We start from the raw sequence: 24,123 nt of genomic DNA, 5'->3' as shown, positions 1-24,123 counted from the left end.
AAAAGTGTTTTTTATACTATGTAATTAATTTTTGTTATTCATTTAAATTAGAGAGAATAATATGTTAAATAAAAAATTGGGAACTGTTTTATTATCAACAGTTATTGCTGCTTCTTTTGCTACCGTTGCTAATGCTGAAACTCGTACTGCTCAAGCAACTGCGACATGGCAAGCTACTGCAATCAAAGATACAACCAGTATGTTAGTTGTAACGCCATTGAAAAGTCTTACATTTAATTATGCAGAAGGTCAAAAAAGCTTCAATCAGCAAAATGGTGCATTTGATATTGCTATCCAAGGCCAGTCTGGTGCTACAGACTTTAAATTAGCATCTAAAATTATCGCTAATACATTAGCAAGAACAACTGATGACTCTAAATTAACAGTTGGCGTTAAATGGAACGGGGAAGATTTAACTAAAGATACCGATACTGTATTAATTGATACATCTAAAGGACTAACTTCTGGTTTAGATAATTTAGCTGCTGATGGTGTCTATAATAGCTCTGACCGTGCAACAGACCGTGGTGAATTTACTTTTGTAATTGCAAATGCAGAATCTGCAGGTGCAGCTACAGACTTTAACTCTCTCACAGACGGTACATGGGATGGTGATGTTAAAGTTCAATTTACTGCAACTTGGGATGGTACTTTTACTCCAGCTCCAGCTCCTTAATTATCCCTATATTATATAATTGACAATAAGATAAAGATATTATAGGGAAATAATATCTTTATCTTCTATAAATAGAAGTTTTTGATTATGAAAAAAATAATATTTGCATTAATTTTATTAGCAATTATTCCATTGAAAAACAGCTTTGCTGTTAATGTAGGTAATATTACTGAAATAATATCATCCGATGAAGATACACTAGCAAAAGAAATTGAAAATACGGTTGATACGGCAAGACTAGTTAATTTAACAATCGAAAAAATTGACTCTCCTCTTGAAGATGGAAAAGTTATTTCTGTAAAGGACCCTAATGAAATTTTATCAACACCGGCTAACTTAATCCTTCCTGGTAAGGCGAAGGATGTATTTAAGATTATTTATCAAGGCCCAAGGGATGATAAAGAACGTTATTATCGATTAAATTGGAAAGATGATCCTATTGGTGAGAGTGGGGTGACACAAAGTTCAAAGTCAGCGTCAGCAACAACATCAGCTACTATTAGTACAATTCTTGTTGTTGCACCACGAATTGAAAATTTTAATTATAAATTTAACAGTTCACAAGTATCCAATATTGGCAATAGTTCATTCCGTGTAGTAGCTTCGGGTCCTTGTTTAACAGAAAAACAAAAGTACGGAGTAGACGGTATTTGTCGCGAACGTTATTACCTCATGCCACATTTAGCCGTTAAATTACAGTTTGTGGATATCAAAAATAAAAAATCAAGCGTTGGTATTTGGCACAAAGGAGAGTTCATTGTTGTCAAATAATTAAGAATGGACTTAAATTATGCGTAAGAGTGCTATTGCTTTATCAATATTGAGTATTATTTTTTCGAATTCAATTAATGCTAACGGAATTAAAAGTATAAAAATTGGTGGCTATATTATTCCTCCTGCATTTGTAAGCGCACTAGAGGAAGGAATGTCCGTACCTGTTTTTTTACGATTAAGTGATGATACTAAAAAAAATCAAAGTGAAAGCAAAATTGCTGATGCTGTCATTGTTATTGAAAAAGATAAAATAAAATTAGCTAGCATTCACCTTATCGAAAATGAACAAGGCGCAAAGCTTAATACTTTACTAACAGAGAAACTTGAAAATCAGCAAAACGTAATTTTCAATGATAAGAATAATATAGTAGTTGAAAATAATGCTATTCTTCAATTAAATATTTCTACCTTTAATTTATCATTAGATGTTGACAAAGCGGCTTTTGCACCCAAAGTACGCGATAGGCAATCAGTATTAGGTGATTCTTCCGTTAATTCATTATCAGCAGTTGCTAATTATGATTTAGGTGTATTCCAAAGCCGAGTTAAAGATTCGAAAGATTCATCTAGCAGTTATTTTAACTTAGATACCATATTTGCAGCAGCAGAGCATCATTTTAATGTCAATGCTTCAGCCTACAGTATCGGAAAATCTAATTCGAGCGTTGAACTTTATCGTGCAATGTATGAGCGTGATTTTAATGGATTTCGTTTTGCGTTAGGCCTAATGAGTACATGGAATTTACAATCAATTGCTAGTTTAACTGCATTAAGTAGCAGTAAAATATATGCAGCATCTATTGGGAATAACTCATCTAGCTTAGTTAATAATAAACAGCAATCCTTAACTCCAATTTATGCATTTTTAAATAGTCCTGGTGAAGTACGTATTTATCGCCAAGGTAAGCTCTTAAACATTCAAAATTTTCCAATGGGTAATTTTGAAATTGATACTAGTGTACTACCTTATGGGATATATGAAGTAACAATTGAAACAGTTGTTGATGGTAAGGTTGTGACAACTCAACACCAAACCATTAACAAGTCATTCGGTGCAATAACCGGTAATTTTGATAAATTAAATTGGGAAATTTATGGTGGATATGTTGACTTTGATAAGCGAAATTATGTAAGAGGGGAGGGCACTCATAGTCAGTCACCTGAAAAAAGCTATTTAGCCGGCGCTTCATTTGGTTACAACTTTCCTGTCTTATCTGGAATTCGTTTTCAGATGTCAAACTATGGATTCGATAAGTTTGTTGTTCAAGAAACAAGTGTGAATGCATCTTTAAATAATTATATTTCAGTATCTTGGCAGGGCATGCTAGAAAATCACGGTAGTCATCGAAATATTGCGACTATATCCATTAATATCCCTGAGGGGTATGGATCTTTATGGGCGTCGAAAGAAAAAACGACAATTAAAGGTGATTTACCTCTATATGATGCTGATAGTTATTCCTATGGCGGGACAATTAATTTCGACAAAATTATTGATAGAACCGGCTCATTTACTATTAGTAATACTAAAGATCGCCGCATAGGAAGTGATTCAATTAACTATGAATACGCTAATACTTTATTTTCTGGCCGCTATGGGACTGTTGGATTAAGGGCAGGGGTTCAACGCTATCATTATGATAATCAGAATAGTACGAATGAAAAATATATTAATCTTGACTTTTCATTACCTCTTTCTACGTGGCTAAGTACAGGGGTATCATCCACAAATGGAAATATTAAAGCAAATATATATGCTAATAAGAACTTTGAAGATTCTATTATTACGAATGCAGGGCTTTCTGTTTCTAAATTAGTCCGTGATAAAGATAACGGCGAATCTGATTTTTCAACATTAGGTTATGCATCCTATGATATGAAATATAATTCAGGTACAGTTACAATTAACCGACCTGATAATAATCGTATTAATGGGAATTTAACATCACGTGGATCTTTGGCATATAGTGATGGGGTAATAACACCAAGTGGACAACAAGGTAAATCAGGGGTCATTATTAACTCAGATATAAAAGGTAATGGAAGTATGATGGCTAAAGTCAATGGACAAAACTATCCTATCAGTGGAAAAAATACTTTCATTCCATTATCTCCTTATTCGGATTATGACATACAACTAATGAATGACGGTAAATCCAAAGATAGCTTTGATATTGTATCTGGTAGAAGTAAATTTGTAACATTATATCCAGGCAATATTGCTCTTTATCAACCAGAAGTTAGGCAGCTTATAACTGTTTTTGGACGCCTAAAATCGCCTGATGGCGAATATATTAAATTTGCTTCAATTAGAAATCATATAGGTCACACAAAAACTGATGGAAATGGTGAATTTTCTATGGATGTTGATGTTAGATATCCTGTTATATCGTTATTGCAAGATGACCAGCAAACTATTTGTGAAGCAGATTTGAATCTTCAGGGAGCTCGGGGAGCATTATGGGTCGGAGAGGTAACTTGTGAACCTCAGTCTAGCTTAGCAAAAAGGTAATAGGGCTTTTTCATGAGAATAATTCTTAAATTAACATTAACTACATGCGTTATTGTTAATTATTTTATGATGTTTAGTGCTCACGGAGCAAATGTAACTAATAGCTATGTTTTTGTTGAAAATAATGTAGATAACGAATATTTTATTACTCCAAGAACAACGGACCCTCGTTTTTCAGGATCGAATAAATATACTAAATATGCGGGAACTTCTCAGCTTAGTCTCGGTTACATGGGATATGTTAATACATCAATTCAAGCTAATAGAAATGTTGATATTTGGTTAGAAAACTCACAGATAGATAAGCCATTTACTGGAAATCGATGCATGAGAGGCTATTGTTCAGATAACAGTGGTTACTGGCCTGCTCAATACATTGGAAAAAATGGAGCTTATAAAATAGTACAAAGTAATATAAATGGTGAATCTTACTATGCACGAGGTATATTTAGCGATTCAGCCTATCAGTACTTTCTTCAATTACCTGTAGGTTCAGTTGAAAACTATAGCTACAGAGCTTGTATGACTAATAATGATTATGATCCAAGTAAGGGGGAGTCTTGTCAAAGTGTTGGTGGTAATATTATAGCCTCACATGAATTTAATATAACAAAGTCTGGGCATATAAAGTTAACATCGACTGGCGCGCTACAAGAAATTTTTATTGATAGTAATGGTAATCCTAATATAGGTCTTGGATCACAGTTTTGTCGTATAGGTATTATATCAAATCAAAATGGTATTATCTGTAGAGTAATTGATCACGAAACAACAGGTGATATATTTGCAAATATTAGACTAGCTTTGACTATAAATAGAACACTTATACCTTTTGCTCCAGGTGCAAATACTATATTAATTGGGCCTGATGATGGAACTAATAGTTGGTATTACTATAATACGACATACCCCGCAAACTATTATTTTAAAAGTAACAATAAAAATGTATCAATATTTTTATCTAATACTTTTTTAAAACAATTAATTACATCAGGTGTTGACTTCACTAATAGTCAAGAGTTTTTTACTTTTTCATTTACAAATACTGCTGTTCCGCAATCTGGTTACTATGAATTTACACCATCAAATACATTGATTATAAAGCCGAGAGATTATGGTATTAGTATTATTCCTGCTGATTTTAACCCTAATCAGTCTAAAACTGGAAAAGTAGGTAACGATGAGCCACCTATTGAATTTAATTATATTGTTACCACGAGTGGACCTCGGCAAGCGGATGCTATAACGGCTAAAGTAGAAGGGCCGATGACAACCCTTAAAGGCCAGCCATATTGTTTATTTAGTTCAAATGATGATAAGCTTAAAGTCCCTTTTTCTGCTTACCTTTCGTTTAAAAATAGTGATGGTACTAATGCAAAATTTAGGGCTAGTTGTGATAGTAATGAAATCTCTCTAAAAAATGCGTTATGGGCTGAGACACCGTGGGATAAGCCGAATCAAGATTTAGGTTCCTTTTATAGAACAAATTTAGATTTGTCCTTCCCAATGAATGAATCAAATTCTTTTTTCACTTTAGATGGAATTGATTGGTTAGGAACAGTCTCTGCTACTGGGAACGTAACTGTTAAGGCTATTTGGACAGGTCCTGACATTCAATAATCTCTATCTTGGGCTACATAACGTTTAAGTAGCCTACTTTTTTATATAGGTTCAGACCATTAGCTATGAAAAAAAAATTATATTATAAAATTACAATAATATCTTTGATTTTGCTTTTTAGTAAAAGTGTGTATGCATTATATATAAATTCAGATATATCCTCTATGGATTCAGGAGAGGAGTTTTTTTCTAAGCCATATATAAATGATACAAAAAAAACAAACTTATATGCATTTTCTGCATATAAAATAGATAAGCCTGGTAGTAGTGAACATGGGCAGCCAATTCAAAATGGTGAAATAATATTTACACCCCTTAAAAAAATTTTACTACCGGGAGAACAAGAGTTCTTTAAAATTTTTTATAGGGGAAATAAAGATGATACTGAACGATATTATAAAATCACTATTAGTGAAACATCTTTAGAAATTACAGATGATGATAATAAGAATAAAAAACCATTATTTTATCCAACAGTCAGTTTAGAAACATACTTTGTAGTCCGGCCATTAAACCCGAAATTTACATATGAGTTTGAAAAACAGAGTGGTAGCATCAGAAACACAGGTAATACCTACTTTCGAGTTCTTATCCATAAAAGTTGCGAGGTTGATGAAAATGAAGTGCCTTTAGTTCTTTATCTACTACCTAAACAAGAATTCCGAAATGAGCTTCTAAAGAATAAAAGTCGTAAGTATATAGTTATTTTCAATAAGTATTACTCTATAGACAATTGCGATTAATTGCGTAAGTACATCTTAAAAACTAACAAGATATCGCTTTCTTAATTGTCAATTTAACATAAGATAGATTGTGCGAATCAATATTGTAATATCCGCTCTTCACTAAGTTAAGATATTCGTCGTTGGTCATGAGAACATTTCTATATATTCAAAAATATCGACACTGCTGCAAAAAAGCAATCAAGTTGAAACTTTCGGTTCAAAATGAATTACAGACAAAAACTCTGTTCACTTCACGCACCTCTCTTAAGGAATACTCGTAATAAAATTGCTTACCCAGATCTTTTCGTAGTGCACGCATCACTTCAATTTCCTTAATCGTTAAATACGCAGTTTTTAGGGATTTAAGCCCTAATGTGGGATTTATTATAAGTATTCCACTTACTATCATTATCCCTTATTCAGGGCATTGTTCTGATACATTATCTAGACCTTGTTGTGTGCGTTCAAAAGTGATAATTTTTGAACTGTTATCGTGATTAATTCGTAACACATAGATACTATCAAAATCATTACTTTGCCATTTTGGGATCTCGCCAGGATTTCCACCTTCATTTTTCATTATATCTCTAGCAGCTTTGACTAAGTTGTCATGCTCCCATGCGATAAAAATGACTGAGTTTTCGTATTCGCGACTCAATAAAGTGTCTTGTAACTTTTTAGTTTCCTTAGCGTGGTAATTCAGACTAATTGGTAATGATAATTTTATCGCCATTGGAGTAATTGTTTGAACCGCCCGTAATGAGCTACCTAACTTATTCTGTTTCGGTGCAGAGGCAAATAGTGCATCTGGTTTACCAAACTGAGAAATAAGCACATCAGGCAGGGCTAATGCGCGATTTAACCCCTTACAAGTTAACTGTCCACTATCATTATTTGGCTTCTCAGCATGTCGAATAAATACAATTGTTTGCGTTGAATGTGCTATAGAGCTAAATACAAAAAATAGCACACTTAAAAATACCAATTTGTGATGCATAAATTACACCTTTATTTAAAATAATCGAGATAATTTTCTAATTATCTCGGGATTAAGTCTACTATTATCTCTTTATAAAATCGAGATAAATCGTGGAGAGGAGCACCGAATGCTGCGATCGGTGATATTGGTATAGCTCGATGGTGTCGAACCATACCAACGTAAGTACCAAAGGATGAAAGTGGGAATAATCAGGTAAAAAGGTGACGTAGATAATCCCTAATAAACCCGAGTCTGGAAGATGAATTTGGGTATAACTATCGCTAAGTAATTGAATGACCGCACTGCGCTAGATCTTTTCGACAGAGAGTAGTTACCTATAATGGAGCTGCTTTGCCGTGATGCTCAGGACAACGGCGTGCTTATGTTCTCCCCTACTCTACCTATGATCCTCTTTAGGAAATCGACCAGGACGCTATCGAGCACAACAAGCGGCTTGGGCTCACATTCTAATTTATTAAGATACAATTCAAGCACAGCATATGTAATATATCTGTGCTCGAATTTCAATCAGTGTAAATTAAATCTAATATATAATACGATAAGCTATTAATTAATCCCATGATACATTAACAGTGGCTTGCGCATTACCCTCACCAAATAAGCCCGTGCTATTATTACATAGTGACCAAGATATTGGTACTTTAGTTTGCCCTACTCCAATATTATTTAATACTTTACTATTTGTATTGTTAAAATAAATATCTTTTGATGGATTAGAAACGCAATTAGTTTTTTCAGTAGAGTATTGCCCCCGAATATATCCCATGACAGCATTGGTTGAGTTTAAAATTCCAAGTTGAGTTGGACTATTATTCACATAATTTCCTGAAAATGAAGTTGTTATATTCGCAGTAATTGTCTGAGAATCAGCAGAATTACAATTAATTATAAGTTCAGTTGAACTGGTAGCAAGTTGCTCGTTATTTGATTTTCCTGTTACATTTACTATACCAAAGTCAACTTCAGCTATAGGTAATATAGAACAAGTCATTGGGCTAACAATGGTAACATTTGGTAAATTAGCTGTGTTAAATCCACTTGTAGCATCACGCACATAGTAACGTAAATTTGATAATGTAGGGTTATAGGTCGCCCCTTTGACGGCTTTTGGTCCAACATGGACTGTTGCAACTAAATTCGCAGTTGAACTTCCACTTCCTCTATTACTTCCACTAGTGAATGTAGGGGTCAAGTTCCATGGATATGAAGTTAGACATTCTGAGTAGTTAGATGATGCAGATGGCTTTCCATTAGTCCAGTTAACTTGATAATTTGAGACAATACCAGCTCCAGTTGCAGAAGTGGTTCTATTCGTTGTTGTTGTTCCATTTAATGTCACTACGGTATCGCTTGCAGGCCAAGGTTTATACACGAGCCCGAATACGCCATCGGAAGTTGTTCCATAGCTACTAGAAGGATAAGGGGAATTGGAAGTGCTCACTATTCCTGCTGTATACGGTTGACTGCACACCCAGTTTCCTTGAGCGCTAACTTGAATATTAATAGAGCCTGATAAAGGTGTATTGAATACATCTCCTTTACCAGGATATGTTGTGATATCGGCATATGAGTTAAAATTTATAAAAATTATAAATGGTAAAAAATGAATAAAGCTTTTCATATAATAAACCTATCTATGTATAGTCAATTTTATTTATCACAGTGAAATTATTTCTTATTCTCACATACGCTATTAATTTGATGTATTAAGTTGAATTTGTTTACTATGGAATCATTAATATTAAAGTTAGCGATACATTGTTCATCAGGAGAATTTCCCCAATGTAAATGCAGACTACCTTTTTCTGGAAGTCCTGATAAATAAACTTGCCCTTGATCTCCGACAATACCAGTAATACTTTCATTATTAGTGCGTTGTAAGCTTGCTATGGTACCAAATGGTATCACGGTTTGATTTTTATTAATTATCGTTATTAGAGCTTGATAGCCAATTCGGGTTTTTAAATTAGCTTTGACTACCGCTCCTTTAGTAGGATAAATATTGACATTAGAATGTATTAGGTCAACATTATCTGGTAAAGTTGTTGGATCAATTCCTATACTATTTTTTGTATAATCGGTTAAATATGGAGCAACTGCATATCCTTGTTGGTCAATAATAGTTGCACCATTATTTAAACTGGCACCGTAAGCGCCTGGTGCACTAATCAATGCAACAGAATCTCCCATTGAAGTTGAAAGTGTAATTCCGTCACTATGAATTAATATTCCTCCATTTGTATTCATATTTATTGAACGAGAATCATTACTATAGCTATATCCAGAGCTAATGCTACCTTTGCTTCCTTGATAAGCAACATTCGCATTACTAGTAGCAACTTGTCCTTGATTTCCCCAGTTTTGAGAAAGGCTGTAAGAAATTGAACTATCTAGCATACTACCACTAACACCAACTTGGTTTTGGGTCTTTCCGTGATTATCTTGCATATACATCGATGTTGCATAGATAGAAGTATTCTGTGAGAAAGAAAAATTTCTAAATGGGATACTGATGTTTGCACTAACCTGTCTATTTTCTGGCCAATGCCCATTTGTATCTTTGACTCTATCAATACTATAATTTAAACCAAAACTAACCCCTTTTGCCGTTCCACTGTAGCCTAATGATAGCCCCGTTAATGTTTTATTGCTTCCCCAAAAGTCATCTTTACTTGCCCTAAATCGTAATGATCCATATTCAGCTAATTGTTGGCTAAGTTGAGTTTGAAAACTACTACGGCGATGTTGCAAAATCCAAGGGTTGACGCCATTTCCTAACTGATAACCTTGACTATTAAATTCATTAAAATTATAAAAATTTTCAGTTGAGTACCGCAGTGCAGTTAAATCTACTGAAGTACCAGTAGTGTCTAAACTTTTTGAATATCGTACTCTATAAGATTGGCCAACCTTTGAATTAGACTCTGAGTTATTGTTTATCAACTTAGTAGAAGAATGAGTTATATCGCCAGATAGTGCTCCTACCTGTCCTAAAGAAACTCCAGTACCTAAATTATAAGACTGATAATTTTTTGAGAGGATTGTTCCCCCATAGACAGTAATTCCGCTAGGTAATCCATAAGCCGCAGTACCTAAAATAAAATCAGATTCTCGAGAGCCTTGAGTTAATGAACCATTATAACGGCCCATAGTTAATTCATATTTCGATCCCTTTGGACGTAACATCATGGGTAAAGCGGAATAAGGAATAATGAAACGACGTTCAGAGCCATCAGATTCTGTGACTGTTACGTCGTAATCACCAGATAAGCCAGCTTGTTGGATATCATTAATATTAAATGGACCAGGTGCAACATAGGTTTCATATACTACATTGCCATTTTGGCGAACAGTTATTCTCGCATTAGTATTTGCAATCCCAGTAATTGATGGCGCGTATCCTCTTAATTGACTAGGTAGCATTTGTTCATTAGAAGCTAATTTAATACCTTTAAATGGTATACTATCAAAAACATCACTACCTGTAGTTGATTCACCAACTAGTAATGACGAACGAATATTATTAATATCTCTTGCTATATACGTATCAGAAAACTGAGTTTGCTGTTGCAAGCTATTTAGCTGGTTATTAGACTCACTTGTTTTCGAGCGAGTATAAGTCATTGTGCTACGTAATCTCCACGCAGAAATGTTTACACCAGAACGAATAGATGCATATAAATTATCATTTTTTACAGAGTTATCGTTATCTGAATGCCCTGCACTTATATTATAATTCATCAATATTGCAGGTATACCATTGTCCCACAAGTTAGGGTCTGAATTTTTATCAAAACTCGGGTCCATAGCTACTTGAGGAATACTTATATCTAAGCGTAATCTTGCCAAATCCAGTTTGATTGTTGCATGTGGAATATAACTATCTAATTCATTAATAGCTTTATCATTAGGTAAAGAACTTAAAGAAGATATATTATTTACATCAACCCCCCAACTTTTTAGTAGTTTAGTTGTAAGCTCTGGAGTGACTATGTCTTTCCTGTTTTTTAAGAAAGTAAGAGAATATTGACCTACATCTTGATTATTTAAAAATACTGTTAGAGTATATTCACCTTCAGCAACTGAATTTTTATTAGAAAAAATAGATAAGTCAATATTATTACTTTCACCACTTAAAGTTAAAAAGCTAGGATCAAAATAATCTTCTGCACTAACAAAACTAGATATAACGAACAAATAAGAAAATGTTAATCTATAAATAATTTTTGGTTGTTTTTTTATAATCGTTGTTAGAAATATCATAGTTAATTCTCAATTTAACATGTCAATTTTTATAGTCGATTTAGTTATTTTTTTAATTAGTTAATAATTCTTTCAGCAATTCTTGACATCCGACCATCATCATCTAAAATTTGCCAGTGAATAATATTATTTAACTCTTTATCTGATAAATAATTAACTTCGCCAAAAGGAGCTATCATGTTATCTCCATTACTCAATAAATTTATCTTATTTGAACTTAATTTGCTTAAAGTTAAGTAATAAGGTGTTGTATTTTTTACTATTAATTTTTTCTCACTAATATGAAATTGAATGCTATCTAACTTTGAATTTAAATCCATTTCTATTAAATTAGCTGGGCGATAAAATAGTTTTATATTGTTTTGCAGTGCAATTATCAGTTTATTTTTTTTATCTAATTTTTCTTGATTAGGGATCGTCTTTAATGATAAAGAAAAAATAGACTCACGATCTTTTGGTAAAGTATCCTTAATCATTTGTATGTGAAGTGTCATTTTTTGTTCCGGTTCAAAACGAGAAAGAGGAGGAACAACGATGAATGGCAATTCATGTATATTATTCTTTTTTGAAATATTACCTTTTACTTCATCAGTGGATTTAATTTTATCCCACTCTGATATTCTTGATTGTAATAAAAATATTTTATCCGTATTGTTTGTTATATTAAAAGTAACGCCATTCTTTGCATTTTCAGAATAAATTACACGAGTTCCTTCTAAAAGAAAGCCACTATCCATAGAGTAAGAAAAATAGCTCATTAAAAATAAGCAATAAAAAAAATATTTTTTCTTATAAAAATTAGTCATTATTGTATTCTTTTTTATATGTTTTAGTTAAACCTCCATGTTCATTTATGGCTGACCACGAAACTTTGTTGATCTTTTCGCTATAAACGTAATTATTGCTTGAGAATGGAGCAATCATTGCCCCCTGATCTCTGATGTTTATTGGTTTGTCATTTATGTTTAGCATAGCAATTGTTATATAGTAAGATGTTGGGTTTTTAATTATCAACTTATTATTTTCATTTGAAAATAATAAGTTCTCAGATTCATTATTAAGTGATGATTTTAAGTTGTCTGGACGATAAAATAATTTAATCCACATACGTATTCCAACAGAAACTTTACTTGATAATAAATTTTCTTGTTGTTCATCAGACTTTTTTGCAGATGGTATAGCTAAAATACTTATATAAAAAACTGATTCTCTATCTAAAGGTAATGCAGATAAATCATTTGGTGTTATCATTAATGTATTTTGAGCATTATTTTCTAGTCTAAATATTGGTGGAGTAATCAAAAAACTATCCGTAATATTATTTTTTTTATTATCTTCTAAGCTATTATTATCGTAAATTCTACTATTTATCAAATAAACTCGCTCACTTTGATTATTTATTGATAACTTTGCACTTTTCATATTTGAGTCGAAAACTACCCTAGTTTGACTTAAACTAATACCCCCACTTGAGTAGGACATACTTGAGAATAATGTAGATAGAAATAATATTAAAATTTTAAATATATTATCTGGTTTTATCATGCTATTGACTCTACTTATTCATATAAAAAATTAAAGGTAATAGTTGCATTAAAATCCCCACCACGTTGTGTTTTTGAATTACAATCTCCACAAGTTAATACAGCTTTTATGGGGAGTATTTTATCAATTGAACTTAATAAGTTATTAGAATTCCAATCTTTAGAATGAATTATATTCTCTACAGCTAAATTATTATTGGCAGCAAAAGAATTATTACCTATAGTACTTAATAAGATACCATATCCATCTGCATCTGTTTGGCTAGGGATATTACGAAAAACAGCAATACCCAAGTCAGTTGTCGACTCTCCACTAACTGTTATTGTTGGTATTAAACCTAAACCGGAACAATTAGATAGGATTAAATTAAAATTTTCAATAGTTTTTGATAATTTTTGTCTAATCTCTGTAGGCATTATCATTTCTCCGCCATTAAATTGAATGACGGATGGTGCTGTTATTTCACAAGCCCCACCAACAAATGTTGCTTTGAAATAAATATTACTATTTGCACTTCCCGCAACTGCAAAAGCTAAATTATTATTAATTACAGTAAAAAAAAATATACCAATCACTTTAGATAAAAAATTTATGAAATAATATTTCATGTTATTTATACCTTATAGTTATTGAAAAGCTACATTGACAGTTAATGTGGCACTAAAATTACCAGGAGTCACTACAGTGCGTAATGGACCGACCAAACCAACCCATAACAATGTTTCAGATTGATAGGCATTAATTGAATTTAATTTACTTAACTGTTTAGGGGTACCATTATTTTGTATTGCTTCCGTTGGTTTATAGAAATCATTTAGTGAAATTTGTTGATTATCAATTGATTGGCGAATCATAAATCCAACACCATTAGTGTTTCCATCTAAAAAAATAGATTTAGTTGTATCATCTTGATAAGGTGTTACTCCACTTATAGTTAGTAAAGGTAATAATTCTTCCGTTTCATCAACACATGACAATCTTATAACTAATGGGTTTATTTGAAATGTTTTAATATTACCTACCACTATATTAGATTTTAATGGCGTAAATGATAATACATTATTAGGTATAATAACTTTGCATCCTAATCCTACGCTATTTGAAATTAATGCTTTAAAAGAAACTGTTGAGCCAAAAGATTTAGATAACAATAAAAAATTAATTGTAACAAATACTGAAAACATTATTAAATTCGTTCTAAACGATGTTTTTAAGGTCATTATATTTTCTCTAAAATTATTTTTTAATGTTGTTATTTTATTTCTTTATTAAATTTCTCTAATCCACCATAGTCATTGATAGTTTGCCATGATATTTTTTTACTGTCGAAATTTACATTGTTATAAATCATTTCTCCAAATGGTAAAATCGTAGTGTTTTGTTTTATGACACTAATAGGTATATTTTTATTGCCAACAGATAGTGATGCTAATGTAATAAAATATGGACTTGGGTTTTTTATTTTTAGAGTATTTCCTATTTTAGTTATCTGTAATCCCCCCATTGACTCCGTTAAGGATGGTTTTAATCCATCAGGTCTGTATATTAATTTTATTATACTACCTGTAGATATTTTTATATTACCTCCTAATTCAGCGTTTCTCTGAGAGTCATTACTCTTTCCGGCAGGTATAGCAATTACTCTTAAATAGAAAATTGATTCTTTGTTTTGGTCTAATATTTTATTTCCTGTTTTTAATATTCTTAATTGATTTGTACTACCTGGCTCTAATCGGAAAATTGAAGGTGTTACTGTAAATGGAGTTTCTAAATTATTTCCAGAAATATCTTCTAATATTTGAGCCTTTACTAAATATGGTTCATTAGAATTTGAACTACTAGTTACACCAATAGATTGCCCACGTTGTTCATTGGAGCTTGTAAAGATAATTCGTGTATTGTCTAATGATATTCCAGCAAATGTATAAGTAGATATTGTTAATAAGCTAGCTATAAGAATACCTAATAAACGATAAACGTACATATAAATTCCTTTAATTAAATTGGTTCAGTATACCTTCTTTACTGAACCAATTTTACAACTAACGACTAATTAACTACATATGCAACTAAAATAGGAGCGCTGTAAGCACCGGCTTTTGGGCTTAGTGAGGTAGATGCCATACCTACTTTAAAAGTATATGATGCACTAGTTTCATCTTCAGCAATTGTAACTTGTGCGCCTTGACCATTTTTTAAAATAGTGGTGTTATCTGCTTGTGCGACCATAAAACCTACTGTGTCTGCATCATTCCCTACAAAAATATTTTGATCATTATTGGCAACTGTAGTTAAACCTTGAACAATTAATTCTCCAGTTTCTTCAGGAGTACAATTTGTTAATGTAACCGGCATATCTACTGAACCAACTTTATTATTTGCAGTAAATTCACTTGATTTAAATACGCCAACATTTAAAACAGATTTACCACCATTGATAGTTACATCACATGTTGTGTTAGTAATAATTCCTTGTAAGGTAACTTCAGCAGAAGCATCGGCATTAGCATTTACACTAATAATCGAAGCTGCAGAAAATAACGCTAAACCTAATAATTTTTTTTTAAATGACATTAAATAATTCCTATTGATGTATAAATATAAATTTTATTGAGTATTCACTTTATATCATTAAAAAATATAAAGCTTACAAAGAAATTATTTTTCCTTTGTAAGATTTATTTTTAATAATTTTAATTACGATTTTTTATTTGTTTAGCTTGGTTACAATTATAAAGAGTTATTTTATTTTAATGCAAATTTTAAAAAATGTAGTTAATTATCAAAAGCGCAATTGTTACAATTGTTACACTGAATTAATATCATTAAAAAACAACATCCTACATAAAAACACCGCTAGTGTGTATTTTATCCCCTTCAATAATTGATATTCATGTTTGAACTTATGCTCTGCATTAATAGTAAAAAACAAAAGATATAACTATAATTAATAATAATTCATATATATACGCATTATGTAACAAAGATAGTCAGAAATACTCTATAAAACTCCTTTTTGGAGTTTGATTGATATGTGAAACTTGTCTTTTTCATTCGATAGGTTGTGATTAACCGTATGATATTTAATGAAGTTTTAACTTTTCTGGTCTGTTATATATCGAAGAACGTCTGTTTGTATAAATAGTCATTCTATTTATACAAATTTGTTTCCTTAGTTATTATTTAGCATGGAACTATTAGTGTTGTAAAATTAGTAACAGCTTTAGATATCCGATAGGGAGACATTAGCCTGTTATTCGCTAAAAAGTATAACGTTTCTAATTGATAGTAATATTCAATGGAGATAAGCGTAAGTATTCATCGCGCATTAAGATTTAGGTATGAGGATTGACTAAAGTACAAATTAGAGTGCGTGCCTGTTACTAAGAGAGTAAATAATAAATTAAATATTTGAATTTTTTAATAAAATATGTATGTTAATGTTATAAATAATGCATAGAACCTCAAAAATTTAACATCATATAATACCCATTAACGAGAAAACGTCAGAGTATCGTTAAAATATTCAGGTATCAGCGATTAGAAGATTCATTTTAGTATCTGTAGGTTGTTATAATGTTTTAATTTCTAATGGGGAGTTTTAATGAAAAATATTCTCAAATTTTTTTATAAATATGGGCTATTAATAATAATGGTTATGATTGCTTTTATTACTGGATGGGCATTGCAATATGTCGAAGACCCTATAGTTTGGTTCAATATTTTTAATGATGAGTAATGATAAGGTTTGTATTATCTTATGCTGTTAATAACAGACAATGGTTATATTGATTAGCTTCGAGAGTGTTTGCATGAAAAGCTAAAACTATAGATTCAGCATCACTTCGATACCTGAACTATTTCTACCTTTTGCCTGTAGAAGAGCTTACTGAAAAGCCGACGATAAGGAATCTTCTTACTCCGACGGAGTAACAAATTCTCTTTGCTATAAGCTTATAATTTTCATTAGCTCTATTTTCATTGGTATTTTATGTAAGATTATTCAAGAATTGATTTAGTAAGAAAAAGTAACGTGAGTAATTAATTTACAGCCCCCTATCAAGCATTAGAAAAATTATTTGTTAATTATCTTAATTTGATACTCTAATTATAGTATTACAGATAGTCTTTATTAGTTGGATAAAGTTAATGAAGTTAAACTGATTTATTCTAAAATTAGTGAAAATTAAAAATATGTAACAATTATTATTAATTGGATGCTCTTTAATGGATTGATTTTAAATTAAATTTAGAATTTAATAATTAACTTTTGACAAACCAATTCATAGTGCTATTTTAAAAATAAGTATTAAACATTAGTTATTATCTTAATTTGATTATCACAACTAATAGACTAAAAGAGCTAATTATAATTATGTCTTTGAATAAGTCAGAAAAAAAACAAAAATTAGGTTTGTTAGCTTTAGTTGCTATTGTTGTTAGCTCAATGATAGGAAGCGGTGTTGATGGATTGCCACAGAATATGGCTGAAAGTTCGGCTGTCGGACCTGTTATTATAGCATGGTTAATTTGTGGTTTTGGTATGTTTTTTATTTCACGAACATTTATCGTATTGTCTGATATTCGTCCTGATCTCCAAGCTGGTATTTATATGTATGCTCGTGAAGGTTTTGGTGCTTTTATTGCATTTATTGTTGCTTGGGGATACTGGTTAATGACCATTTTTAGCAATGTTGCTTTTGCTATCATGATCATGGATACCTTAAACTATTTTGTTCCTGGTGATTTCAGAGGTGGCAATAATATTCCTTCAATTATAGGTGCTTCCATTCTAGTCTGGGGATTTAACTTTCTTGTATTATCTGGAACACGCTTAGTGGGTGTGGTTAATATTATTGGTACTTTTGCTAAAATGATCCCATTGGTTGTTTTTGTTTTTGTTGTTATTTACTTTTTGAATTATGAACAACTCTTGAGTAACTTTTGGGGAATTAGCCCACTATCTCCTAAACAAGATCTAGGTTCTATAGCTAGTCAGACACTTGCACCTTTAGATATTGCATTATGGTGCTTTATCGGTGTGGAAGGAGCAATTGCATTATCAGGGAGAGCAAAAAATAAAAAGGATGTCGGTAAAGCCACATTTTTGGGATTTATTATTTCCTTATGTATTTGTATTTTGGTATCGATATTACCTTTTGGTGTTTTATCTCAAGAAAAGCTCAGTGTTATACCAACTCCATCAACATCAGGAATATTAAAGATTCTTACAGGAGATTGGGGAGAATACGTAATAAATATTGGTGTTCTGGTCTCTGTATTGACCAGTTGGCTAGCCTGGACCATGATTTGTGCAGAAATTCCAATGGTAGCTGCTGAAAATAAAACTTTTCCTCAAGAATTTGCTAAAAAGAATAGAAATGGTGCTGCATCTGTCTCTCTATGGGTTAGTAGTGGTTTTATGCAGCTGATTATATTATTAGTCTATTTTTCAAACCATGCATGGCTAGCAATGCTAGCGATTTCTGCACTAACAGTTTTACCTGCATATTTAATGTCAACGGGATACCTATTAAAACTATGCATTACAGGTGAATATAATAAATATACAAGAAATCATCCTGCACCAGCATTGATTACTGCATTAATTGGTGTCGCTTTTTGTTTATTTATGTTTTATGCAAGTGAAATTAAATATTTAGTAATGGTCCCTATCTTGTTAACAATTGGCTTGCCATTGTTTATTCTATCTCGAGCTCAAGATAAAACAAGTGATATAATTTTTTTAAATTATGAAAAGAAAATTTTTATAGTTTTAATAATGTTAGATATTTTTATTGTATTTTTACTTTTAAATGGGGTAATAAGTTTTTAATTTTGATAATGAGTTATATCTAATATTAATAGTATTACTCTATTTTAACTAGCCTTCAGTGGAGAATAATTATGAAATTTAATCATAATATTTTATTTATTTCCTCTCATAAGTTAAATGATGATAGTCCTGCGAAAGCATCTTTGTTTAATTTAGAGCGAGAATTAATAAAGCGTGGATTTCAAGTTCATATTGCAAAGAATATTGATGATGGTTCAACTCTAGTAAATGAAACACCTAAATACAGTTCTATAGGTATTTATTGGGATGAGAGCAATCCTAATATGAATGATGAGTGTATTGATTTTATTCATGTCTTTCGCCAAAGAAATAACTCAACTCCTCTTATTCTATTAACTGAAAATAATATATCAGATAATATCCCATTAACAATTTTAAAGGAGGTTACTGAATATATTTATTTATTTTCTGAAACTCCTGAGTTTACAGCAAACCGTATTTATACTCTGGTCCATCGTTACGCTAAAAATTTGTTACCGCCTTATTTTAAAACATTGAAAAATTTTACTGAAGATGGTGATTATTACTGGGATTGTCCTGGGCATATGGGGGGAATGGCTTATTTAAAACATCCAGTTGGGATTGAGTTCATCAATTTCTTTGGTGAAAATATGATGCGAGCTGATATTGGTGTCGCTACCTCTGAAATGGGAGACTATTTAATTCATGCAGGGCCGTCAAAAAAATCAGAAGAAATTGCTGCGGAATTATTTGGTTCAGATTGGACATTCTATGGCGTTTCTGGTTCATCAGGTTCCAATCGAATCGTTGCACAAGGTGCTTGTGCCGCAGATGAAATTGCGATTGTGGACCGAAATTGCCATAAATCACTAAATCATGGATTAACATTAGCTCAAGCACGTCCTGTTTACTTGAAACCAACGCGCAATGGTTATGGATTGATAGGGCCGATACCTACAAAACGACTAAAAAGGGCGAGTATTGAATCTTTAATTTCCAAGAGTACTCTAGCTCAAAAAGCAGTGGAGAAAAATGCGTCTTATGCAGTGATTACTAACTGTACTTATGATGGTTTTTGTTACAACGTAAGTGATGTTGCTAAACATCTTGCCCAAAGTGCTCCGAGACTGCATTTCGATGAAGCTTGGTATGCATATGCGCGCTTTCATCCTCTCTATAAAAACCGCTTTGCGATGGATATTGAGAATATACCTGAGCAGCCAACTATTTTTGCAGTTCAATCAACGCATAAAATGTTGCCTTCACTATCAATGGCATCGATGATCCATGTGAAAAAAAGTGATAGAGCACCGTTAGATTTTGATGATTTTAATGATGCTTTTATGATGCATGGTACGACATCTCCTTACTACCCTATTATTGCTTCGATTGATGTTGCAGTCAGTATGATGCAAGGAAAATCAGGCACCTCCCTTGTTCAAGAATCTATTGAAGAGGCGATAGCATTTCGTAAGTCTGTCATTTCAGTTAAAAGACAATTAAAAGAGCAAGAAAATACATGGTTCTTTGATGTATTACAGCCATTAACAGTTAAAAACCCAGAAACAGGGGAATGTTATGAATTTGAATATGCCCCAATGGAGTTACTGAGCCAGAACCCGAATTGCTGGATGTTAAAAGCGGGCGATGCTTGGCACGGCTTTAGTGATGAGGATTTAGCAGAAACGGATAGTATGCTTGATCCTGTAAAAGTTACAATTACTTGTCCTGGAATTTCTGCAGATGGTAAATACCAAAAAATGGGTATACCGGGTTATATCATGACGAAGTTTTTGGATGATAGACGTATTGAAATTGCTCGCACAGGGGATTATACATTGTTGATCCTATTTTCTGTTGGGATCACAAAAGGTAAATGGGGAACATTAATAGAAAGCCTACTTACATTTAAAAAACTTTATGATTCAGATGCGTTGGCAGTAGATGTAATTCCATCACTCAAGCAGCATTCTCCTTATTACGATAAATTGACATTAAAACAATTATGTCAGCAAATGCATGAAACAATGAATAACCTTGGATTAATGCAACATATCAATGATGCTGTAAATACAGATCCCGAGCCTGTCTTAACACCTGCAGAGACATATCAAAAGGTTTTACGCTATAAAGCTGAACATGTTCGATTGGATGATTTTTCCGGACGGATAGCTGCGAGTATGTTAGTCCCTTATCCCCCAGGGATCCCTGTTTTAATGCCGGGTGAGCGTTTACCTAAAGGTAATCAAGGTATTATGGGTTATTTGAGGGCATTACAGTCATTTGATAAGCAATATCCTGGTTTTGAGCATGAAATCCAAGGTATCAATGTTGATGGTAATGGTGATTTCTGGGTTAGAACGATTATCGAAGATGAGCGTAAAGCAGTGGAACTACCAGAACACGTAACTTTTAAGCGCAAAGTGTCTGCAACAGCCAAGAAAGGTCGCCAATAATTCTTTAATGGTGTTTAGTGATAGTGCCTAGTTTTATTAGGCACTATCTTTTGATTTAAAAGGGTATTTTATGGCAAATCAATCATCCAATTCAACGGATAGTAGTACATCAGCGTCGACAACAGAAAGTAAATTAGGATTGATCGCCCTTACTGCGATTGTTGTTGGTTCTATGCTTGGTGGCGGGGTATTTAGTCTTCCGCAAAATACTGCAGAGATGTCGGCTGTAGGACCGATTATTATCGCATGGATTATTGCAGGTATAGGTATTTATTTTATTGCTAATTCGTTTCGAATATTGTCTGATTTAAGGCCGGACCTTCAAGCTGGTGTCTATATGTATGCACAAGAAGGTTTTGGTTCCTTTATTGGCTTTAACGTTGCCTGGGGATATTGGTTAATGACAGCATTTGGTAACGTTGCCTTCGCTGTTATTTTAATGGATGCGTTTGACCAATTTTTTCCAGGTGTATTTACTGATGGTAATAACCTTAATTCGATTATCTGTGGTTCAGTTTTAATATGGGGATATAATTTCCTTGTATTATCGGGAACTAAAGTTGCAGGTTTCATTAATACCATCGGAACCATTGCAAAATTAGTTCCTCTGGTTTTGTTTGTTATTATTTTAGGTGTTCTGATTGATTATTCTCAGTTATTTCATAATTTTTGGGGTACATCGCCGCAGATAGTCACTGAAGTTAATCAACAGAAAGAACCTGTATCATTGATTGCGCAGATTTTTGCACCTATGACAGTCACTTTATGGGCATTTATTGGTGTCGAAGGAGCTGTTGTATTATCAGGCCGTGCAAAAAATAAAAAGGATGTGGGTAAAGCGACATTACTTGGATTCCTGATTGCATTGATTACCTATATGTTGTTGTCAATTTTACCTTTTGGAGCGCTGGACCAGTCTCAACTATCTCAATTGAGTAATCCATCTACCGCGGGAGTATTAGGCAAAATTGTCGGTTCTTGGGGAGATTGGATGATGAACGTCGGGTTAATTATTTCTGTACTTGCAGGATGGTTAGCTTGGACTATGTTATGTGCAGAAATTCCGATGGTTGCAGGACAAAAAGGTGCATTTCCTCGAGCATTTGCAAGAACGAATAATAAGCAAGCCGCTTCCGTATCTTTGTGGGTGAGCAGTGGAGTTATGCAAGCGGCGATGTTACTTGTATATTTTTCAAGTAATGCTTGGAATACGATGTATAATATTAGTGCATTGATGGTCATACCTGCATATATTACGACAACACTGTATATGGTAAAGATTTGTTTAAATAAACAGTATTATCAATATTCGAACAAAGGATTCAAACTAGCGATTACAAGTGGCGTAATAGGTGCACTATTTTGTTTATTTATACTGTATGCAAGTCAAATACAATATGTTGCACTTATTCCTATTCTATTAACTTGCGGATTACCTATTTTTATTTGGTCTCGTAAAGAGAAAAAAGATATCCTACCTATTTTTAATAAATTTGAATTACTGGTTTTAGCGGTATTATTAGTTTTAGATTTTTTAGTTTTGTTATTACTTTATAAAGGTATTATCTCTATTTAAATTTAAAACCATTTAAAAGGTTACTCTATATTAAGAGTGACCTTTTTTTTAAATAAAGTCTTTTAATAAATTAAAATTATTTATTAATGATTTTAATTAACTTCTATTTAGTTAATAAGGTAAAAATAATGAAGATATTAATTCAATCGACAGGAATGGCTTTAGTTATGGTAGCATTTTTTACTCAAGCTGAAGAGTTTATACCTAGTGGTTCTATTGGATTAACTCAAACATTTTATGGTAATGCGGGTAGCTATCAAACAGCAACATCCCATCCATCTTTATTTTTTAACTACAATTTTTATCCTAAGTGGAGTATGGCGTTACAGTGGGATAGAACATGGAATATGTATCATTATAATGGAAGCAAAAAACAACAAGATAATCGGTTTAGTGGTCCTAAAGGTACATTAACCTATAATTATGGGCTAATAGATAATACCAAAGTTAAATTAAACTCTTCATTAATGATTGAGAATGAAGACAATTTCGATGGAACCAACCAAACTTACGGATTGATACAAACCGCATTTGATTTTTCAGGGTATGTACCTAAAAGTAATTATATACAAGCAACTCAGTTTGCCTTTTCACCCATGTATATTTACGGCTGGAGTACTCAAGGACCTTCTGGACATGTTAATACAGGGATTTTAAGTCTATTAACGAATTGGCAGCTTCCAGCAAATTTCTCGATTACGTTAAATGCTTATGCATTTAGAGAATGGTATGACGGGAATATGTCTATAACGAATGAAACACAATCATATAGTAATGCAAATTACTATATGTTTTTAGCATGGCTGAATTACTCTAATTCACTATATAAATTTAGTGATAATACAGATCTATCATTTAATTTTATTGGAGGATTAGACCCTTATATAGCTTCAAATAAAAAAGCGTCGTGGGACCCTTTTCTTGCAGGAAATCAAATTTCTGAATGGTTATCCCCAACAGTTATGGAGGGTAACTACAAAAGTACCTACACTTTATTTGCATTGCCTCAGCTTAGTTTAAATTATCAGTATAACAAGGCATTAAATTTATCAATATTTGTACAAGCAAAGTACTCAAATCAAGTCTGGGGCTCAACTGAAAAAGACTGGGAATTACAACCGCAAGGTGGTGTAGGAATTCATTATGCTTTCTAGTAAA

Annotated in this window: 19 protein-coding genes and 1 pseudogene; 10 read left to right on the top strand and 10 right to left on the bottom strand. The window is 32.4% G+C overall.

Features of this window, described 5'->3' with window-relative positions; genetic code table 11:
- Positions 1-61 precede the first annotated feature (61 nt).
- The 5 genes from ecpA to PR683_RS18280 all read left to right on the top strand — a co-directional run bounded on the left by ecpA (position 62) and on the right by PR683_RS18280 (position 6,325).
- On the top strand, positions 62-676 hold the full coding sequence (gene ecpA / locus PR683_RS18300; RefSeq protein WP_228367726.1) for a common pilus major fimbrillin subunit EcpA: 615 nt from the start codon (positions 62-64) through the stop codon (positions 674-676).
- An 87-nt stretch (positions 677-763) separates the two neighbouring features.
- Positions 764-1,447 (top strand): hypothetical protein, encoded by a 684-nt coding sequence (locus PR683_RS18295; protein ID WP_198634005.1) that lies wholly within the window; start codon positions 764-766, stop codon positions 1,445-1,447.
- A gap of 19 nt (positions 1,448-1,466) precedes the next feature.
- Positions 1,467-3,962, top strand: a complete 2,496-nt coding sequence (locus PR683_RS18290) for a TcfC E-set like domain-containing protein (RefSeq protein ID WP_272526660.1) — start codon at positions 1,467-1,469, stop codon at positions 3,960-3,962.
- A 66-nt stretch (positions 3,963-4,028) separates the two neighbouring features.
- Positions 4,029-5,582 (top strand): fimbrial protein, encoded by a 1,554-nt coding sequence (locus tag PR683_RS18285; RefSeq protein WP_306804327.1) that lies wholly within the window; start codon positions 4,029-4,031, stop codon positions 5,580-5,582.
- A 65-nt stretch (positions 5,583-5,647) separates the two neighbouring features.
- Positions 5,648-6,325, top strand: coding sequence for a fimbrial protein (locus PR683_RS18280; protein WP_272518386.1), 678 nt, complete (start codon positions 5,648-5,650; stop codon positions 6,323-6,325).
- 199 nt (positions 6,326-6,524) lie between these two features.
- Here PR683_RS18280 and PR683_RS18275 read toward each other — a convergent pair.
- The 10 genes and pseudogenes from PR683_RS18275 to PR683_RS18230 form a co-directional block, all read right to left on the bottom strand.
- Positions 6,525-6,695: pseudogene (locus tag PR683_RS18275) on the bottom strand (IS6 family transposase); the annotation flags it as partial.
- 27 nt (positions 6,696-6,722) lie between these two features.
- Positions 6,723-7,304, bottom strand: coding sequence for a histidine phosphatase family protein (locus tag PR683_RS18270; RefSeq protein ID WP_228367721.1), 582 nt, complete (start codon positions 7,302-7,304; stop codon positions 6,723-6,725).
- A gap of 553 nt (positions 7,305-7,857) precedes the next feature.
- A complete protein-coding gene (locus PR683_RS18265) occupies positions 7,858-8,928 on the bottom strand; it encodes a hypothetical protein (protein ID WP_272526661.1) in 1,071 nt (356 codons plus the stop codon).
- Positions 8,929-8,975: 47 nt separating this feature from the next.
- Positions 8,976-11,570 carry a fimbria/pilus outer membrane usher protein gene (locus PR683_RS18260; protein ID WP_272526662.1) on the bottom strand — a complete coding sequence of 865 codons (2,595 nt, stop codon included), beginning with the start codon at positions 11,568-11,570 and terminating at the stop codon, positions 8,976-8,978.
- 56 nt (positions 11,571-11,626) lie between these two features.
- Complete coding sequence (locus tag PR683_RS18255; protein WP_272526663.1) at positions 11,627-12,376, bottom strand: fimbrial biogenesis chaperone; 750 nt, start codon at positions 12,374-12,376, stop codon at positions 11,627-11,629.
- Entirely contained in the window at positions 12,369-13,115 is a 747-nt protein-coding gene (locus PR683_RS18250; RefSeq protein WP_272526664.1) for a fimbrial biogenesis chaperone, read from the bottom strand. The genes PR683_RS18255 and PR683_RS18250 overlap by 8 nt, the downstream gene beginning before the upstream one ends.
- A 14-nt stretch (positions 13,116-13,129) precedes the next feature.
- Positions 13,130-13,723 (bottom strand): fimbrial protein, encoded by a 594-nt coding sequence (locus PR683_RS18245; protein ID WP_228367716.1) that lies wholly within the window; start codon positions 13,721-13,723, stop codon positions 13,130-13,132.
- An 18-nt stretch (positions 13,724-13,741) separates the two neighbouring features.
- Positions 13,742-14,335, bottom strand: a complete 594-nt coding sequence (locus PR683_RS18240) for a fimbrial protein (RefSeq protein WP_228367715.1) — start codon at positions 14,333-14,335, stop codon at positions 13,742-13,744.
- A 32-nt stretch (positions 14,336-14,367) separates the two neighbouring features.
- Complete coding sequence (locus tag PR683_RS18235) at positions 14,368-15,099, bottom strand: fimbrial biogenesis chaperone (protein WP_272526665.1); 732 nt, start codon at positions 15,097-15,099, stop codon at positions 14,368-14,370.
- A gap of 65 nt (positions 15,100-15,164) precedes the next feature.
- Positions 15,165-15,689: a fimbrial protein gene (locus PR683_RS18230; RefSeq protein ID WP_272526666.1), complete on the bottom strand. Its 525-nt coding sequence runs from the start codon at positions 15,687-15,689 to the stop codon at positions 15,165-15,167.
- 1,030 nt (positions 15,690-16,719) lie between these two features.
- Between PR683_RS18230 and PR683_RS18225 the strand changes: the two genes are divergently transcribed.
- The 5 genes from PR683_RS18225 to PR683_RS18205 all read left to right on the top strand — a co-directional run bounded on the left by PR683_RS18225 (position 16,720) and on the right by PR683_RS18205 (position 24,119).
- Positions 16,720-16,854 (top strand): hypothetical protein, encoded by a 135-nt coding sequence (locus PR683_RS18225; RefSeq protein ID WP_272526905.1) that lies wholly within the window; start codon positions 16,720-16,722, stop codon positions 16,852-16,854.
- A 636-nt stretch (positions 16,855-17,490) separates the two neighbouring features.
- Positions 17,491-18,951, top strand: a complete 1,461-nt coding sequence (locus PR683_RS18220) for a basic amino acid/polyamine antiporter (protein ID WP_272526667.1) — start codon at positions 17,491-17,493, stop codon at positions 18,949-18,951.
- A 71-nt stretch (positions 18,952-19,022) separates the two neighbouring features.
- Positions 19,023-21,389, top strand: coding sequence for an Orn/Lys/Arg decarboxylase N-terminal domain-containing protein (locus PR683_RS18215; protein ID WP_272526668.1), 2,367 nt, complete (start codon positions 19,023-19,025; stop codon positions 21,387-21,389).
- 70 nt (positions 21,390-21,459) lie between these two features.
- Positions 21,460-22,965: a basic amino acid/polyamine antiporter gene (locus tag PR683_RS18210; RefSeq protein WP_272526669.1), complete on the top strand. Its 1,506-nt coding sequence runs from the start codon at positions 21,460-21,462 to the stop codon at positions 22,963-22,965.
- Positions 22,966-23,093: 128 nt separating this feature from the next.
- Positions 23,094-24,119 (top strand): FomA family porin-like outer membrane protein, encoded by a 1,026-nt coding sequence (locus PR683_RS18205; protein WP_272526670.1) that lies wholly within the window; start codon positions 23,094-23,096, stop codon positions 24,117-24,119.
- The last annotated feature ends 4 nt before the right edge of the window (positions 24,120-24,123 follow it).

This window comes from Providencia sp. PROV269, from assembly GCF_028477785.1.
Lineage (GTDB): Bacteria > Pseudomonadota > Gammaproteobacteria > Enterobacterales > Enterobacteriaceae > Providencia > Providencia rettgeri.
The sequence above is the reverse complement of the archived record's forward strand: the minus strand, read 5'-3'. Positions and strand labels throughout refer to the sequence as shown.